The organism is Streptomyces sp. NPDC058291, assembly GCF_042880855.1.
Classification (GTDB): domain Bacteria; phylum Actinomycetota; class Actinomycetes; order Streptomycetales; family Streptomycetaceae; genus Streptomyces.
Map to the genome: position 1 here is coordinate 17,034 of NZ_JBHVYK010000062.1, position 17,564 is coordinate 34,597.

Sequence of the window (17,564 nt, forward strand, 5' to 3'; positions counted from 1 at the left end):
GTCGAGAAGACCCTGGGAAAACCCTGAAGCCACCGAGAAGGGCTCCCGAGATAGCTCCCGAGGAGGCCCCGCGAAGGTCCGAGAAAGACCCCGAGGGGCCGCCGGCGAGCCTTGCCGGAACGCTCAGACGTCCAGGGGAAGTTGCTGGACCAGCAGTTTGCCGGCCATCGTCACGCCCCCGTCCATCGCGATGGCCAGTCCGTCCGCATAGACGTGCGGGCCCGAGACGTGGGGGCCGCCGCTGTCCTCGTCCTCCTCGGAGCCGACCTCGCCGAGCAGATAGGGAATCGGGCTGTGCCCGTGAACGATGCGGGTGCCGCCGTACGTATCGAGCAGGGAGCGGACGGCGGCGGCGCCCCCTTCGTCGCGGAACGAGAAGCGCTTGGTGAACTTGCGGAACAGGTCCCACACCTCGTCCGCGTCGTTGCGCGTGATCGTTTCGCGGACGGTGTCGTTGACGGCCTCGATCGAGTCGCCGTAGTCGAGGTAGGCGGTGGTGTCGGAGTGGACGAGCAGATGACCGTCGACCTCCTCGACGGCGTCGAGCCGGGCCATCCACTGAAGGTGGTGATCCTGGAGACGGTCCATGTCGTACTTCTGGCCGCCGTTGAGCAGCCAGGCCGCCTGGAAGGTGGCGGTGCCGGCGCCGGAGTTGACGGGCGTGTCGCCGAAGCGCTTGGCCCCGAGCAGCAGCAGTTCGTGGTTGCCCATGAGGGCTTTGCAGTATCCGCCGGCGGCGGCGGCCTCGGCGGACAGCCGCATGACGAGGTCGATGACGCCGATGCCGTCCGGCCCGCGGTCGGTGAAGTCGCCGAGGAACCACAGCCGGGCGGTGCCCGCGCACCAGTTGCCGGCGTCGTCGATCAGGCCCTTCTCCTGCAGTGCGGCCACCAGTTCGTCGAGGTAACCGTGCACGTCGCCGACGACGAAGAGCGGGCCAGGGCCGGTCGCGGGCAGCGGAGCCTGCGCGGTCGCCGGGTCCACGGCCACCTGGAGGGTGTCGCCGCGGCGGTTGATGACGGGCAAATCGCGCTGGGTGGGCGTGTAGCCGTCGGGATGCTCCAGCGGCTCGTCGAGGGGCGGCGCCGCGTCGCCGGGCTGTGTGCCGTGGTCGTACGGACCGGTCTCGTTGACGTACGCGGGCACCCGGAAGTCGCGCAACGTCGCCGTCCGCTCCACCTCGGGTCCCTGACCGGCCCCCTGAGTCATCAGACCCCTCCACCATCGCGCCGCATCTGCACCCTTCGGGCTGCTTGGTCGCAGCGGCCCGCGGTGCCGTGCGCCCATCATAGGAATGCGGATCGTGCCGTGTGATGACCCAGGGGTGGTGAATCGGAGCAAGGCTCCAGTTCATCGCGGCTTTCGCCCCGATTGGACCGGGCTTCGGCAGTCGGAACTCACAGGGAACACACCGCGCCCCTGCCCGCGCCCCACCTCCACGACAGGCTCCGCCGGGACAAACGGTGCTCTGCGGCGGTCCCCCTTCCGGGGCCTGCGGGCCTGCGGGCTGTGGACCGCAGACGGTGGACGGCGGCCGCGAGCGGGAGCCGGGGGCGCCGATTCCCGGCCGGGAGGCGGAACGGAAATCGCCCATACGCGCCACTCGCCCACCTACGTTGACGAACGCCGCCGGTGACGAACGCCGCCGAACCCGGCCCCGGACGTGACCCCGAACCCGGACGTGAACCCGAACCCGAACCCGGACATCAGCCCGAACCCGAACCCGAACCCGGACATCAGCCCGAACCCGAACCCGACCCCGGACATGGGCCCGAACCCGAACCCGACCCCGGACGTGAGCCCGAACCCGAACCGAACCCGGACGCGAACCCGGACGTGAACCCGAGCGCGAACCCGAACCCGGCACCGTCCCACCCCCGTTGGAGAACTACGACGGGACGGCGGCGGGACGGCGGCAGCTGCTCGGCCTACTTCCCCTCCGGGCCCCTCGGCGGGCTGACCGTCGTCCGAGGGGGGCGTCGCTGGGACGAGGTCCGCACGATCAGCTCGGTCGGGACCACCTGCTCGACCGGCCCGTCCGCATCCACGCCCTCGATCGCGTCGATGAGGAGTTGGACGACCGCTGTTCCGATGCGGCGCGGCTTCAGCGAGAGGGTCGTCACGGGCGGCTCGGTGTTGGCGTACACCGTGGACTCGCTGCAGCAGACGATCAGCAGATCCTCCGGCACCCGCAGCCCGTAGCGGCGGGCGGCGGCCAGCAGGTCCGTGCCGTTGGGGTCGAACAGGCCGTAGACGGCGTCGGGGCGGTCGGGGCGGGCCAGCAGCCGGTCGGCTGCCACGGCGCCGGCGCAGGGGTCGTGGGCGGGGTAGGCCTCGTAGACGGGGTCCTGGCCCACCCGCTCGCACCACCGCAGATACGCGCTGGTCGACAGGTGCGTGTAGGTGTCGGTCGTCGTGCCGGTGAGGAGGCCGATGCGGCGGGCGCCGGCGTCGGCCAGGTGGTCGAGGATGTCGAGGACGGCGGTCTCGTGATCGTTGTCCACCCAGGCGGTGACCGGGAGCGTGCCGGCCGGGCGGCCGTCGGAGACGACCGGTAAGCCCTGCCGGACCAGTTCGCTGACCACCGGGTCGTGGTCGGAGGGGTCGATGACGACCGTGCCGTCCAGGGCGACGTTCGACCACACGTCGTGCCGTGAGGTCGCCGGGAGGATGACGAGTGCGTAGCCGCGGGCGAGCGCGGCCGAGGTCGCGGCGCGCGCCATCTCCGCGAAGTACGCGAACTCGGTGAAGGTGAAAGGTTCATCCCCGTACGTGGTCACGGTCAGGCCGATGAGGCCCGACTTGCCGGTACGAAGGGTTCGGGCGGCCGCGGAGGGGCGGTAGCCCAGTCGGTCGGCGACCTCGCGGACATGGCGTCGGGTGGCGTCTGGGAGCCTGCCCTTGCCGTTGAGGGCGTCGGAGACGGTCGTGATGGAGACTCCGGCGGCGGCGGCCACGTCCCTGATGCCCGCCCGGCCCGGTCGGCTGCCTCGGCGTGAGGTTTCCGCGCGGCTCACCTGGTGCTTCCCTGCTGCTGTCATGGCGAGCCGATAGTAGGGCTCATCAGGTGGGGTAGGGCGGACGCATATGCACGCGTTGACAGGCACGTTTCTGCAAGGCTTGTGGGGGCCAATTGCCTTGGAAACAAAGCCAATTGATCGTTTCTGTGCCAGTACGTGACGTGTCGGCACGGATGAGCCTGCCAAGGCACCGATGTTTCGAAGAGGTCTCAACTCACCTGCACGAGGGATGCGCGCCACGGAGTGAGCCACCGGCGCGTAGATATATGTGCAGCGCGCCCCCCGACGAGTACGCCTTCGTGCCCTTCGTCCTCAGAAGTCGTAGAGGTCCCCCGGGCCTCCTTGCGTCGTCCACCCGGCGGTCGCTGCGCGGTTCCTCCGTCGTCCCTCCCGTCCGCCCTGCGTGGTCTGCGCGTTCCGGGCGGCGATCTCCGGCCGACGACCTGTTCGCACGGGGGCCGAATCCTCATAAGGTGAGCAGTATTGAAGCCGGTGGTGGTCATGAGGAGGACTGCGGTGAGCGAGACGAGCCCCAAGCTGCGCGCCGAGCTGGAGGGGGTCCCCACCTACAAGCCGGGCAAGCCGGCCATGGTCGGCGGTCCCGTGGCCTACAAGCTGTCCTCCAACGAGAACCCCTATCCGCCACTGCCGGGCGTGATGGAGTCCGTGACGGCCGCGGCCGCCTCGTTCAACCGTTACCCCGACCTGGCCTGCACGGGCCTGGTGAACGAGCTCGCCGAGCGCTTCGGGGTGCCCGCCTCCCATCTGGCCACGGGCACCGGTTCCGTGGGCGTCGCCCAGCAGCTCGTCCAGGCGACCGCGGGCCCGGGGGACGAGGTGATGTACGCCTGGCGTTCCTTCGAGGCTTATCCGATCATCACGCAGATCAGTGGCGCCAAGGCCGTGCAGGTGCCGCTGACCCCGGGTGACGTGCACGATCTGGACGCGATGGCCGACGCGATCACCGACCGGACCCGGTTGATCTTCGTCTGCAACCCCAACAACCCCACCGGCACCGTGGTCAGGCGGGCCGAGCTGGAGCGGTTCCTCGACCGTGTGCCGAGTGACGTGCTGGTGGTGCTCGACGAGGCCTACCGGGAGTTCATCCGCGACCCCGAGGTGCCCGACGGTGTCGAGCTGTACCGGAAGAGGCCGCATGTCTGCGTTCTGCGGACCTTCTCCAAGGCCTACGGCCTGGCGGGCCTGCGTGTCGGCTTCGCCATCGCCCACGAGCCGGTGGCGGAGGCGCTGCGCAAGACGGCGGTGCCGTTCGGGGTGAGCCAGCTGGCGCAGGAAGCCGCCATCGCCTCGCTGCGCGCCGAGGACGCGCTGCTCGGCCGGGTCGGCTCGCTGGTGTGCGAGCGTCTGCGCGTGGTCGAGGGATTGCGCGCGCAGGGCTGGACGGTGCCCGAGACGCAGGCCAACTTCGTGTGGCTGCGGCTCGGCGAGCACACGGTGCCCTTCGCGGGGGCGTGTGAGCAGGCGGGTGTCGTGGTGCGGCCGTTCCCCGGCGAGGGCGTGCGGGTGACGGTCGGAGAGACCGAGGCGAACGACATCTTCCTGAAGGTGGCGGAGGGGTTCCGCAAGGACCTGTGATGCCTTGACCAGCGGATCGCTGCTGGTCAGAGGCGCTAGACAGGCGGTCGGCAGGCAGTCGGCAGGGGGGTTCCCGCGGGTAAGGGGACCCCCCTTCGGCATGTCGAAAATCCTTGCGGCATACTAGCTTGTGAATGTGAACGCTTTCACAAGCGTGATCCACGAGCGTGAGGTTAGGAGTGACGACGTGGACCTGGCTCTGGCACCGGAGACACTGGCGCGCTGGCAGTTCGGCATCACCACCGTCTACCACTTCCTCTTCGTTCCCCTGACGATCTCCCTCGCGGCCCTCACCGCCGGGTTGCAGACCGCCTGGGTGCGGACGGAGAACGAGAAGTACCTGAGGGCGACGAAGTTCTGGGGCAAGCTCTTCCTGATCAACATCGCGATGGGCGTCGTCACCGGCATCGTGCAGGAGTTCCAGTTCGGCATGAACTGGTCCGACTACTCGCGCTTCGTCGGCGACGTCTTCGGCGCGCCGCTGGCCTTCGAGGCCCTCATCGCCTTCTTCTTCGAGTCCACCTTCATCGGGCTGTGGATCTTCGGCTGGGACAAGCTGCCGAAGAAGGTTCACCTGGCCTGCATATGGATGGTCTCCATCGGCACGGTCCTGTCGGCCTACTTCATCCTCGCCGCCAACTCGTGGATGCAGCACCCGGTCGGCTACCGGATCAACAAGGAGAAGGGCCGGGCCGAGCTCACCGACTTCTGGGCCGTGCTGACCCAGAACACCGCGCTCAGCCAGGTCTTCCACACCATGTCCGCTGCCTTCCTCACCGGCGGCGCCTTCATGGTCGGCATCGCCGCCTTCCACCTGTACCGCAAGAAGCACATCCCCGTGATGAAGACCTCGCTGCGGCTTGGCCTGATCACCGTGGTCATCGCCGGTCTGCTCACCGCGGTCAGCGGTGACGTGCTCGGCAAGGTCATGTTCAAGCAGCAGCCGATGAAGATGGCCGCCGCCGAGGCCCTGTGGGACGGCGAGGCGCCGGCGCCCTTCTCGGTCTTCGCCTACGGCGACGTCGAGGAAGGGCACAACAAAGTCGCGATCGAGATCCCGGGCCTGCTGTCCTTCCTCGCGAACGACGACTTCAGCTCGTACGTCCCCGGCATCAACGACGTGAACAAGGCCGAACAGGAGAAGTTCGGTCCCGGCGACTACCGGCCCAACATCCCGGTCGCCTACTGGGGCTTCCGCTGGATGATCGGCTTCGGCATGACGTCCGTCGCGCTCGGACTGGCCGGGCTCTGGCTCACCCGTAAGAAGTTCCTGCTGCCCCAGCACCTGAGGGTCGGCGAGGACGAGGTGCCGCACGTGGTGCTCTTCCGGAACAAGGCGCTGAGCCCCAAGCTGACCAGGCTCTACTGGCTGGCGGCGGTCTGGACCCTGGGCTTCCCGCTGATCGCCAACTCCTGGGGCTGGATCTTCACCGAGATGGGCCGCCAGCCCTGGGCGGTCTACGGCGTCCTGCAGACCCGCGCCGCGGTCTCCCCCGGAGTGTCCCAGGGCGAGGTGCTCACCTCGATGATCATCTTCACGGCGCTGTACGCGGTCCTCGCCGTCATCGAGGTCAAGCTGCTGGTCAAGTACGTGAAGGCCGGCCCGCCCGAGCTCACCGAGTCCGACCTCACCCCGCCCACGAAGATCGGCGGCGACTCCCGTGACGCCGACAAGCCGATGGCCTTCTCCTACTAGGCCGAGGGAGCTGCACCATCATGGAACTGCACGACGTCTGGTTCGTTCTGATCGCCGTCCTGTGGACCGGCTACTTCTTCCTGGAGGGCTTCGACTTCGGGGTCGGCATCCTCACCAGGCTGCTCGCCCGCGACCGGCCCGAGCGGCGGGTGCTCATCAACACCATCGGGCCGGTCTGGGACGGCAACGAGGTGTGGCTGCTCACCGCGGGCGGTGCCACCTTCGCCGCCTTCCCCGAGTGGTACGCCACCCTCTTCTCGGGGTTCTACCTGCCCCTGCTGCTCATCCTCGTCTGTCTGATCGTGCGCGGCGTCGCCTTCGAGTACCGGGCGAAGCGGCCCGAGGAGGACTGGCAGCGCAACTGGGAAACCGCGATCTTCTGGACCTCGCTGCTGCCCGCGTTCCTGTGGGGCGTCGCGTTCGGCAACATCGTGGGGGGCGTGAAGATCGACCGGAACTTCGAGTACGTGGGCGACGTCTGGGACCTGCTCAACCCGTACGCGCTGCTCGGCGGCCTGGTGACGCTGACGCTTTTCACCTTCCACGGCGCGGTGTTCACGGCGCTCAAGACCGTCGGCGACATTCGGGAGCGGGCGCGGAAACTGGCCCTGAAGGTGGGCCTCCTGACCGCTGTGGTCGCGCTGGTCTTCCTGCTGTGGACGCAGATCGACAGCGGTGACGCCAAGAGCCTGGTCGCCCTGGTCGTGGCGGTTGCCGCACTGCTCGCGGCGCTCGTGACGATCCGGGCGGGGCGTGAGGGCTGGTCCTTCGCCTTCTCCGGGGTCACCATCGTGGCCGCCGTGGCGATGCTCTTCCTGACGCTCTTTCCGAACGTCATGCCGTCCACGCTCAACGCGGACTGGAGCCTGACGGTGACCAACGCCTCGTCGAGCCCCTACACCTTGAAGATCATGACCTGGTGCGCGGGAGTCGCCGCGCCGCTGGTGATGCTCTACCAAGGTTGGACGTACTGGGTGTTCCGCAAGCGGATCGGTACGCAGCACATCGCCGAGTCCGCTCACTGAGTCCTGGGCGGGGGGGTTTCACGTGAAACACCCCCTGTGAGGAGCGAGCGCGTTTCACGTGAAACACGCTCTGCGAGAAGAGGGTGTTTCACGTGAAACCGATCGACCCGCGTCTGCTGCGGTACGCCGGCGCCACACGCGTCTTCCTGGTAGCGGTCGTCGGTCTGGGCGCTGTCGGAGCGATGCTGGTCATCGCTCAGGCCATGCTCATCGCCGGGGCGGTGGTCGGCGCGTTCGAGCACGGCATGTCGGTCGCCGAACTGCGCACTCCCCTGTTGCTGCTGGCCGCCGTGGCGGTCGGTCGGGCGCTGGTCGCCTGGCTCACCGAACTCGCCGCGCACCGTGCGAGCGCCGCCGTGAAGTCGGAGCTGCGCGGGCGGCTGATGGAACGGGCTGCCGCCCTGGGGCCCGGCTGGCTCAGCGGACAGCGCACCGGTTCGCTGGTGGCTCTCGCCACGCGGGGTGTGGACGCCCTCGACGACTACTTCTCGCGCTATCTGCCTCAGCTGGGTCTGGCGGTGGTCGTGCCGGTGGCGGTGGTCGCGCGGATCGTGACGGAGGACTGGGTCTCCGCCGCGATCATCGTCAGCACCCTGCCGTTGATCCCGGTCTTCATGATGCTGATCGGCTGGGCCACGCAGTCGCGGATGGACCGCCAGTGGCGGTTGCTGTCCCGGCTGTCCGGGCACTTCCTGGACGTCGTCGCAGGGCTGCCCACGCTGAAGGTGTTCGGACGGGCCAAGGCGCAGGCCGAGTCGATCCGGCGCATCACCGGCGAGTACCGCCAGGCGACCATGCGGACCTTGCGGATCGCGTTCATCTCGTCGTTCGCGCTGGAGCTGCTGTCGACGCTCTCCGTGGCCCTCGTCGCCGTGACGATCGGCATGCGACTCGTGCACGGCGAGATGGACCTGTACATCGGCCTGGTGATCCTCGTGCTGGCCCCCGAGGCGTATCTCCCGCTCCGGCAGGTCGGCGCGCAGTATCACGCGGCCGCCGAGGGACTCGCGGCCGCGGAGGAGATCTTCGCAGTGCTGGAGACTCCGGTACCGGCGTCGGGAACGGTCGCGGTGACCGAGGGCGGGGTGGCCTTCGAGGCGGTGACCGTCCGCTACCCGGGACGCTCCGGCGACGCCGTCTCCGGCGTGAGCCTCACCGTCGGGCCCGGCGAGACGGTCGCGTTGACGGGCCCGAGCGGGGTGGGCAAGTCGACGCTGCTGCACGCCCTGCTGGGCTTCGTACGGCCGGACGAGGGGCGGGTGCTGGCCGGGGGAGTCGACCTCGCTCAGGCCGACCTGGAGCAGTGGCGGTCGCGGATCGCGTGGGTGCCGCAGCGCCCGCACCTCTACGCCGGCACGATCGCCGAGAACGTACGGCTGGCGCGTCCCGAGGCCGACGACGCGTCCCTGCGCAGGGCGCTGGCGGACGCGGGCGCGCTGGAGTTCGTCGACGCGCTGCCCGCCGGGGCCGACACCGTGCTCGGCGAGGACGGCGCCGGGCTCTCCGCCGGGCAGCGGCAGAGGCTCGCGCTCGCCCGTGCGTTTCTCGCGGACCGCCCCGTCCTGCTGCTGGACGAGCCGACGGCGGCGCTCGACGGAGAGACCGAGGCGGAGGTCGTGGCGGCGGTGCGGCGGCTCGCGGCCGGGCGGACGGTGCTGCTCGTCGTGCACCGGCCGGCGTTGCTGGCGGTGGCGGACCGTGTGGTGCGACTCGCCGGGACCGAGCCGCGTGAGCCCGTGACGGCCGCGCCCAAGCACGTGCCCGTCCTGCCGGAGGGGACGACGACGGCGACGGCGACCGTCGGGCGGGCGGTGGAGCCGGGCGCCGTGCGGCATGGCGACGGTGTGCCGGCCCGGGTTCGCGCCATGGCAGGAGCCCGACGCGGCCGGCTCGGCCTCGCCCTGCTGCTGGGCAGCCTCGCTCTCGGCAGCGCCGTGGGTCTCATGGCCACCTCCGGGTGGCTCATCTCACGGGCCGCGCAGCAGCCGCCGGTGCTGTATCTGATGGTGGCCGTGACGGCGACCCGCGCCTTCGGCATCGGGCGGGCGGTGTTCCGCTACGCGGAGCGGCTCGTGTCGCACGACACCGTGCTACGGATGCTGGCCGACACCAGGGTCGCCGTCTACCGGCGGCTGGAGCGGCTGGCGCCCGCCGGGCTCCGCCGGACCCGGCGGGGCGATCTGCTGACCCGGCTGGTCGCCGACGTGGACGCCCTGCAGGACTACTGGCTGCGCTGGCTGCTGCCCGCCGGCGCGGCCGTCGTCGTCTCGGCCGGGTCGGTCGCGTTCACGGTGTGGCTGCTTCCCGAGGCGGGAGCCGTGCTGGCCGTCGGACTGCTGACGGCCGGGGTGGGCGTCCCGCTGGTCACCGCCGCCGTGGCGCGCCGGGCGGAGCACCGGCTCGCGCCCGCGCGGGGGCTGCTCGCCACCCGCACGGCGGACCTGCTCACCGGCACCGCCGAACTGACCGTCGCGGGCGCACTGCCTGCCCGGGCGGCACAGGTGCGCGCGGCCGACGGCGTGCTCACCCGGATCGCCTCGCGTGCGGCGACCGCCACCGCGCTCGGCGACGGGCTGACCGCCCTCGTCTCCGGCCTGACGGTCACGGCGGCCGCCCTCGTGGGCGTGCGGGCCGTGGCCGACGGTCGGCTCGCGGGCGTGATCATGGCCGTCGTCGTCCTGACCCCGCTGGCCGCCTTCGAAGCCGTCCTGGGACTGCCCGCGGCCGTGCAGTACCGCCAGCGGGTGCGCAGAAGCGCGCAGCGGGTCTTCGAGGTGCTGGACTCCCCCGAGCCGGTACGGGAGCCGGAGCGCCCTCGTGAGGCGCCTGCGTCGCCCTTCCCGCTCGTGGTCGAGGGGCTGTCCGCCCGGTACGCCGGACAGGACCGGAACGCGCTCACGGGAGTCGGCCTGACCTTGACCCGGGGCCGCCGGATCGCCGTCGTGGGGCCCTCCGGCTCCGGCAAGACCACGCTCGCGCAGGTGCTGCTGCGGTTCCTGGACGCGGACGCGGGTTCGTACACGCTGGCCGGGATGGACGCCCGCTCCCTGTCCGGCGACGACGTCCGGGCCATGGTCGGACTGTGCGCCCAGGACGCGCACCTCTTCGACAGTTCCGTGCGGGAGAACCTGCTGCTCGCAAGGAAGGGCGCGAGCGAGGAAGACCTGCGGGACGCGCTGGCGCGGGCCCGGCTGCTGGAGTGGGCCGACGGGCTGCCCGACGGACTCGACACGCTCGTCGGCGAGCACGGGGCCCGGCTCTCCGGCGGGCAGCGACAGCGGCTCGCCCTCGCACGGGCGTTGCTCGCCGACTTCCCCGTCCTGGTGCTCGACGAGCCGGCCGAGCATCTGGATCTGCCGACCGCCGACGCGCTGACACGGGATCTGCTGGCCGCGACGGAGGGCCGGACGACGCTGCTCATCACCCACCGGCTGGCCGGACTCGACGCGGTCGACGAGGTGCTCGTGATGGAGGGCGGCCAGGTGGTGCAGCGAGGCCCGTACGCGGAGCTGGCCCTCGTGGACGGCCCGCTGCGGCGAATGACCGAGCGGGAGGACGCCGCGGAGCTGCTCGGCGGCGCGGAGCCGGTCACGACCCTTCGCGGCGCGTCCGTGGGGTCGTGAGCGCTACGCCCGCTCGGTGAGCAGCTGCTCGATGACGACGGCGACCCCGTCCTCGTTGTTGGCGGCAGTCCGGCCGGAGGCCGCGGCGAGCACGTCCGGGTGGGCGTTTCCCATCGCGTAGGACCGGCCGGCCCAGGTGAGCATCTCGACGTCGTTCGGCATGTCCCCGAACGCGACGACCTCTTCGTGCGAGATGCCGCGCTCCGCACAGCACAGGGCGAGCGTGCTGGCCTTGGACACGTCCGGGCCGCTGATCTCCAGCAGGGCGCTGGGGCTGGAGCGGGTGACGTTGGCGCGGTCGCCGATGGCCAGCCGGGCCAGGGTGAGGAAGGCGTCGGGGTCGATCGTGGGGTGGAACGCGAGGATCTTCAGCACGGGCTCGTCGGCCCCAGGGGCGTCCGGGGCCAGCAGTCGCTCGGCCGGCGCGAGGTTGTCGGGGATCTCCAGGTGCATCTTCGGGTATTCGGGCTCCTGGTAGAAGCCGTACGTCTGCTCGATGGCGTACATGGTCCCCGGCGCGGCCTCCCGCAGCAGCCGCACGGCGTCCAGCGCGTTCTCCCGCGCCAGTTCGCGCACCTTCACGAACCGGTGGGCGCCCGGGCCGCCGTGCAGGTCGACCACGGCGGCGCCGTTGCCGCAGATCGCCAGGCCGTGCCCGTGGACGTGGTCGCTGACGACGTCCATCCAGCGGGCCGGGCGGCCGGTGACGAAGAAGACCTCGATGCCCGCCTCCTCGGCGGCGGCGAGGGCGGCGACCGTGCGGGCGGACACCGACTTGTCGTCGCGCAGCAGGGTGCCGTCGAGATCGGTGGCGATCAGTCGCGGCGGGAGGGCGGCGGCCGGGGTCTCGGGCTGTCGAGTGGCTGAAGTCACCGGGCTATTCTCGCGTATATGCCCGCACGGCCGTGCGAGAGCCCGCCCACAGGAGGCCGGGGCGGGCAGCGCCCGGCTCGGACGCCCGGGTCAGCCAAGCTGTGCCGGGGCTTCCATGGCGATCCGCTCGAACACCTTCTCGTCGGCGGCGAAGTCGGAGTCCGGGATGGGCCAGTGGACCACGATCTCCGTGAAGCCGAGCTCCTGGTGCCGGCCCGCGAAGTCGACGAAGGCGGCCAGCGACTCCAGGGGCCGTCCGCGGTCCGGGGTGAACCCGGTGAGCAGGATCTTGTCCAGCTCCGTCACGTCCCGGCCACGCGCGGCACAGGCGTCGGCGAGCTTCTCGGCCTGGTCGCGAAGGGCCCGGACCGACTGCTCGGGCGTGCCCGTCTCGTACAGCTTGGGGTCGCCCGTGGTCACCCACGCCTGTCCGTAGCGGGCGGCGAGCCGCAGCCCGCGCGGCCCGGTCGCGGCTACCGCGAAGGGCAGCCGGGGACGCTGGAGGCAACCGGGGATGTTGCGCGCCTCGTGCGCCGAGTAGTGGTCGCCCTCGTAGGACACCGAGTCCTCGGTGAGCAGCCGGTCGAGCAACGGTACGAACTCGCCGAGGCGGTCGGCGCGCTCACGCGGGGTCCACGGTTCCTGGCCGAGGGCGGTGGCGTCGAAGCCGGTTCCGCCGGCGCCGATTCCCAGGGTCACCCGGCCGCCGGAGATGTCGTCCAGGGAGATCAGTTCCTTGGCGAGGGTCACCGGGTGCCGGAAGTTGGGCGAGGTCACCAGCGTGCCCAGGCGCAGTCGCTCGGTGGCGCACGCGGCGGCGGTCAGGGTCGGGATCGCGCCGAACCAGGGGCCGTCGCGAAAGCTCCGCCAGGACAGGTGGTCGTAGGTGTACGCGGTGTGGAAGCCGAGCTGCTCGGCCCGCATCCATGCGGAACGGCCCCCCTCGTGCCAGCGGCGGTGGGGGAGGATCACGGTGCTCAGACGCAGACTCATGCCGTCGAGCGTATGCGGACGGCCGGTTTCACGTGAAACGCTCACCGGGCGCGGTGGCCCAGCCACGGGCTGAGCCCGACCAGGATGTACTCCTTGTGCACCCGATCGCGGGGCAGCGGCACCATCAGGAAGTGGCCGGGAGGAAAGCGGCGGACCTTCACCCAGGCGTGGCCGTCGTAGAGGGAACGCAGGAATGCGGGCACGTCGTCGCGTTCGATGTCCGGGCACTCGACGCCGTCGACGGTGATCAGGGCGTCGTCATCGGGGTACAGCCGCACGCTCACGCTGGGCCGTCCACCGAGCTCGACGAGCGCCTCGTGCGGCAGCGACCCGTCCGGGTCGGCGGTCACCCCCACTCCGGCGGAGGTGCGTCGGGAGGTCTGATCGGCCCCGATGTCATGCGTGACCTCGATCTCGCGCGCGTACTCGGCGGCGAGGGCGCGAAGGGCGGTGACGGCCGCCTCGGTGGAGGGAAGGTGAGTCATGTCGGCGATCATCCCGAACGAGGATGCGGACGCGCAGGCGCAGGTGCACGCGGCTCCATCGAGGCGAGCAGGCGTCTCAGTGCCGCTCGGGGAACCGCAGGTACCGGGGAGGGACGGTCTTCGTCAGCCACACCCCGTTGGCGCTGACGTGGAAGACGTGGCCGTCGCGGTGCATGGCCCCCGCCTCGACGGAGAGCACCACGGGGCGCCCTCGACGTGCGCCGACCCGGGTCGCCGTCTCGCGGTCGGCCGACAGGTGTACGTCGTGACGGTTCATGGGGCGCAGCCCCTCGGCCCGGATCGCGTCCAGGTAGCGGCCCACCGTCCCGTGGTAGAGGTACGGCGGAGGGGTCGCCGGGGGCAGTCCGAGGTCGATGTCGACGCTGTGGCCCTGGCTGGCGCGGATCCGGGTGCCCTCGATCGCGAAGCGCTTCTTGTCGTTGGCGGCGACGACATGGTCCAATTCGTCGCGGGTGAAGGGGAAGCCGTGGGCGGCGCTGGCCGCGATCAGGTCGTCGATCTCGACCCAGCCCGCCTCGTCGAGCGTGAGGCCGATGCGTTCGGGCTGGTGTCGCAGATGCTTCGAGAGGTATTTCGACACCTTCACGGTGCGTCTCTCGGCATGGTCCTTCTCGTTCATCCGCTCAGCATGGCGTGCGAGACGAGGATCACGCACGGTGTTTTGCGCTCGAGGTTTGATCCACAAGCAACTGGTGTTATCCACAGGCAAATTGGCGATTCTGTGGACAACGGACTGTCGATTCAGGGGTGTTCGGCAACATCATTCAATCGCAGATCACTTAAGGTGAGCTCATCCAACCGCCTTGCGTGCAGCTCGCGTTCGGCCGCCAGGCGAAGGAACTCGACGGCGTGATCCACGCCGACCAGAGCTTCCACGGCCCGCATTGTCTCGGCCGGCATCGCCACGGAACGTGTCCTGGAGGCGGCGGCGGGCGCCTCGCCCGAGCCCAGGTGTCGACGCAGCTGGAGAGTGGCGAACAGCCCCATGGCCCGCGCCGGTTCGGTGTCGACGGTCAGCCGGGCGAGCGGCCGCAGCCGCCGTACGAGCGAGGCCGCTTCGGCCACGTCGGCGTCGGTCGACGATGCGGACCGTCCAAACGCAGGAGCGAAGACGTGCTCGCGGGTGAACTCCAGGAAACGGGAGGCGATGTGCTCGACCTGCGATCTCAACTCGCGCAGATGCGCGGTGATCTCGCTCAGCGGGACCCCGGACGCGTGCAACTTCCCTGCCACCGACAGCTCTTGAGGACTGGGCACGAGGAAGGCGTCGTCCTCGCCGGGCGTGGGCTCCAGCACGCCGAGGGCGACCGCGTCGGCGATCGCGGTGTCGTCGGGGAGGCCGCCGAAGCGGGCGTCAGCTCGGCGTGGGAGATCCGCGCGGGTTGCTCGTCCGTCCACGGGCCGTCGACCTCCGCGACCAGGCCGAGGATCCGGCCCAGGTCACGCCCGGTGTCGTGGGCGTCCAGGAGCTCCTTGATGGAGGCGAGGGTGTAGCCGCGGTCCAGAAGATCGGCGATCTGGTGCAGCCGCGTGAGGGGGGCGTTCGCATAGTGGTTGGCCCGCCCCTGGCGCTCCGGGCGGGGCAGGAGACCGCGGTCCTGGTAGGCGCGGGGTGGTGCGGACGGTCGCGCCGGAGAGATGTGCGAGGGTCTCGATGCGGTACGGCGGGCGGGGCGACGAGGGGGCGGTCAACTCGCCGTCACCGAAAGCCTCGTCGTCCATGCCCACACCGCGCTCGCACCGGCTCGGGACGCGCGCGGGCGGCCGGTCCGGCGGCTCACAGCGGCGGCCCGACCCGGGCCAGTGCCCTCAACGCCCTGGGCAGGAAACGCGACAGAACGTTGCGGGCGGCCGGTCCGGCGGCTCACAGCGGCGGCCCGACCCGGGCCAGCGCCCTCAACGCCCTGGGCAGGAAACGCGACAGAACGTGGGAGACCCTTGCTTCCGGAGTGACCGGAACCACCGCCTCGTCGAGCATGACGGCCCGCAGGATCGCGTTCGCGACCTTCTCCGGCGGGTAGTTGCGCAGCCTGTACGCGCGCGAGGAGCGCTTCTGACGGCGTCGTTCCTCCTCGGCGTCCACTCCCACGAAGGTCGCCGTGTCGGTGATGTTGGTGTTCACCAGACCGGGGCAGATCGCCGAGACGCCGATGCCCCGGCCGGCGAGCTCGGCGCGCAGGCACTCGCTCAGCATCAGGACCGCCGCCTTGGACGTGCTGTAGGCGGGCAGCGCCTTGGACGGCTGATAGGCGGCCGCCGACGCCGTGTTGACGATGTGGCCGCCCTGCCCGCGGTCGGCCATCTGCCGGCCGAACAGTCGGCAACCGTGGATCACGCCCCACAGGTTGACGTCCAGAACCCTGCGCCAGTCGTCGGACGTCGTGTCGAAGAAGGATCCCGACAGCCCGATGCCCGCGTTGTTCACCAGCACGTCCAGCACGCCGTGCTCGGTGTGGACCTTCGCCGCCAACTCCTCCATCGCCTGCTCGTCGGAGACATCCACCGTCTCCGCCCAGGCCTCGGGCGCGCCGATCAGCAGGGAGAGCTCGGCGGTCCGGGCGGCGGCCTGCGCGTCCCGGTCGACGGCGATCACGCGCGCGCCGGCCTCGGCGAACGCGAACGCCGTGGCCCGCCCGATGCCACTGCCCGCACCGGTGACCAGCACCAGCTGACCGCCGAAGCGCTCGGCGTACCGGCCCGCGGCCGCCTTGCGCACCGGCGTGTCGCCCTCTTCCCGGCCCGTGCCCGCCGCCTCGCCCGCCCGCTCGCGCTCCACCGACGTGACGAAGTCGTCGATCCACGAAGCGAGCTGGTCGGGGCGGGTGCGCGGGATCCAGTGCCCGGCCGCGAGGGTGCGCCGGGTCAGCCTCGGGACCCACTCCTCCAGCCCGTCGTACAGCCGCTCCGAGAGGAACCTGTCCTCCAGGGGCGTGATGAGCTGCACGGGCGCGTGCGCGTACGCGTCGGAGCGTGGACGGCGCAGCCGGCTTCGCACGTTGTCCCGGTACAGCCACGCCCCGTGGGCCGCGTCCGACGGCAGCGACGGCGTCGGATACGCGCCCTCGGGCACCTTCTCGACCCGCCGCAGGATCCCCGGCCAACGCTTGCCGAGCGGACCCCGCCAGGCGAGTTCGGGCAGCACGGGCGTGTGCAGCAGGTACACGTACCAGGACTTCGCCCCCTGACCGAGGAGCTGGCCGACCCGGCGCGGGGTCGGCCGCCTCAGGCGCTTGTCGATCCAGTGGCCGAAGTGGTCGAGGGACGGGCCGGACATGGACGTGAAGGACGCGATCCGGCCCTCCGTGCGCCGCACCGTGACGAACTCCCACGCCTGTACCGAGCCCCAGTCGTGACCCACCAGGTGCACCGGCCGGTCCGGGCTGACCGCGTCGGCCACGGCCAGGAAGTCGTCCGTCAGCTTCTCCAGGGTGAACCCGCCCCGCAGCGGCTTCGGCGTGCCGGACCGGCCATGGCCGCGCACGTCGTACAGCACCACGTGCAGCCCGAAGCGGTCGGCCAGCCGCGTCGCCACCTCGGACCAGACCTCCTTGCTGTCGGGATAGCCGTGCACCAGGACCACCGTCGGCCGGCCGGGATCGCCCAGCTCGGCCACGCACAGCTCGATCCCGCCCGTTCGCACCCGGCGCTCACGCGCGCCCTGCGGCAACGTCACTCGTCCTCCACCTCGCCCGTCACTCCGCCCGCCACCTTTCCCTCCGCCTTCCCCCGCGCCCAGCGCCGCACGTGCGGCAGGTCGTCGTCCAGCCGGAAGGCGCGCTCCCGCGGGTCGTCCGAGTCGGTGGCCACGAGGATCTCCTCGAACTCCGCGCCCGTCCCCCGGAACCCGAGATGGGGTTCGACCGCCCACAGGTCCGGCTTCGGCGGATGGTCGCAGAAGCGGTACGGCGACCACAGCGGCGACCAGCTCTCGCGGTGGCCGTGCAGCGCGTCGGAGGCCGGCCCCTTGAGCGACTGGGTGCCGAACCGGAACACGCGGGGTGCGAAGCGGCGCTTCCACACCCGGCCCACCTTGTGCGCGATCACGCGCCTCGCGGCCCCGCCGACCGCGCTACGCGCCCGTAACTTGGCATCACCGAATGTGACAGTTGTTAGAGGCGGCGTCAATAGGCCGGGTCCGCCCTGGGGAGAACCCGTCCGCCGCCCGCTCCCGGCCCCCGTAGCTCTCAGGCATGGCATCCCCTACGGGCCCGTACATCTGAGGTCTGAGGCGA

11 protein-coding genes and 2 pseudogenes are annotated in these 17,564 nt (G+C 70.9%); 4 read left to right on the forward strand and 9 right to left on the reverse strand.

Annotated features, from left to right (window positions below; all coding sequences use genetic code 11):
* Window positions 1-123 precede the first annotated feature (123 nt).
* Entirely contained in the window at window positions 124-1,209 is a 1,086-nt protein-coding gene (locus ACFVYK_RS26895; protein ID WP_389778423.1) for a metallophosphoesterase, read from the reverse strand.
* Window positions 1,210-1,928: 719 nt separating this feature from the next.
* Window positions 1,929-3,041 carry a LacI family DNA-binding transcriptional regulator gene (locus ACFVYK_RS26900; protein ID WP_389778425.1) on the reverse strand — a complete coding sequence of 371 codons (1,113 nt, stop codon included), beginning with the start codon at window positions 3,039-3,041 and terminating at the stop codon, window positions 1,929-1,931.
* A 495-nt stretch (window positions 3,042-3,536) separates the two neighbouring features.
* On the opposite strand from ACFVYK_RS26900, the gene hisC reads away from it, so the two are divergent.
* From hisC to cydD, 4 genes are all read left to right on the forward strand, one after another.
* Window positions 3,537-4,616, forward strand: coding sequence for a histidinol-phosphate transaminase (hisC, locus tag ACFVYK_RS26905; RefSeq protein ID WP_389778427.1), 1,080 nt, complete (start codon window positions 3,537-3,539; stop codon window positions 4,614-4,616).
* 187 nt (window positions 4,617-4,803) lie between these two features.
* Complete coding sequence (locus ACFVYK_RS26910; RefSeq protein ID WP_389778459.1) at window positions 4,804-6,312, forward strand: cytochrome ubiquinol oxidase subunit I; 1,509 nt, start codon at window positions 4,804-4,806, stop codon at window positions 6,310-6,312.
* 20 nt (window positions 6,313-6,332) lie between these two features.
* Window positions 6,333-7,337, forward strand: a complete 1,005-nt coding sequence (gene cydB, locus ACFVYK_RS26915) for a cytochrome d ubiquinol oxidase subunit II (RefSeq protein ID WP_389778428.1) — start codon at window positions 6,333-6,335, stop codon at window positions 7,335-7,337.
* 92 nt (window positions 7,338-7,429) lie between these two features.
* Entirely contained in the window at window positions 7,430-10,960 is a 3,531-nt protein-coding gene (cydD, locus tag ACFVYK_RS26920; protein WP_389778430.1) for a thiol reductant ABC exporter subunit CydD, read from the forward strand.
* Between the two features lie 3 nt (window positions 10,961-10,963).
* Here the strand turns inward: cydD and ACFVYK_RS26925 are convergent, their stop codons facing one another.
* From ACFVYK_RS26925 to ACFVYK_RS26955, 7 genes and pseudogenes are all read right to left on the reverse strand, one after another.
* Window positions 10,964-11,833 carry an HAD hydrolase family protein gene (locus ACFVYK_RS26925; RefSeq protein WP_389778432.1) on the reverse strand — a complete coding sequence of 290 codons (870 nt, stop codon included), beginning with the start codon at window positions 11,831-11,833 and terminating at the stop codon, window positions 10,964-10,966.
* 90 nt (window positions 11,834-11,923) lie between these two features.
* Window positions 11,924-12,826 carry an LLM class flavin-dependent oxidoreductase gene (locus ACFVYK_RS26930; RefSeq protein WP_389778433.1) on the reverse strand — a complete coding sequence of 301 codons (903 nt, stop codon included), beginning with the start codon at window positions 12,824-12,826 and terminating at the stop codon, window positions 11,924-11,926.
* Between the two features lie 41 nt (window positions 12,827-12,867).
* Complete coding sequence (locus ACFVYK_RS26935; protein ID WP_389778435.1) at window positions 12,868-13,311, reverse strand: hypothetical protein; 444 nt, start codon at window positions 13,309-13,311, stop codon at window positions 12,868-12,870.
* 76 nt (window positions 13,312-13,387) lie between these two features.
* A complete protein-coding gene (locus tag ACFVYK_RS26940; RefSeq protein ID WP_389778436.1) occupies window positions 13,388-13,951 on the reverse strand; it encodes an RNA 2'-phosphotransferase in 564 nt (187 codons plus the stop codon).
* A gap of 122 nt (window positions 13,952-14,073) precedes the next feature.
* Window positions 14,074-15,054 (reverse strand): annotated as a pseudogene (locus tag ACFVYK_RS26945) (MerR family transcriptional regulator).
* Between the two features lie 142 nt (window positions 15,055-15,196).
* Window positions 15,197-17,005 carry an SDR family oxidoreductase gene (locus ACFVYK_RS26950; protein ID WP_389778438.1) on the reverse strand — a complete coding sequence of 603 codons (1,809 nt, stop codon included), beginning with the start codon at window positions 17,003-17,005 and terminating at the stop codon, window positions 15,197-15,199.
* Window positions 17,002-17,376, reverse strand: a pseudogene (locus tag ACFVYK_RS26955) (Xaa-Pro aminopeptidase); the annotation flags it as partial. The gene ACFVYK_RS26950 and the pseudogene ACFVYK_RS26955, both read right to left, overlap by 4 nt.
* Window positions 17,377-17,564: the final 188 nt, after the last annotated feature.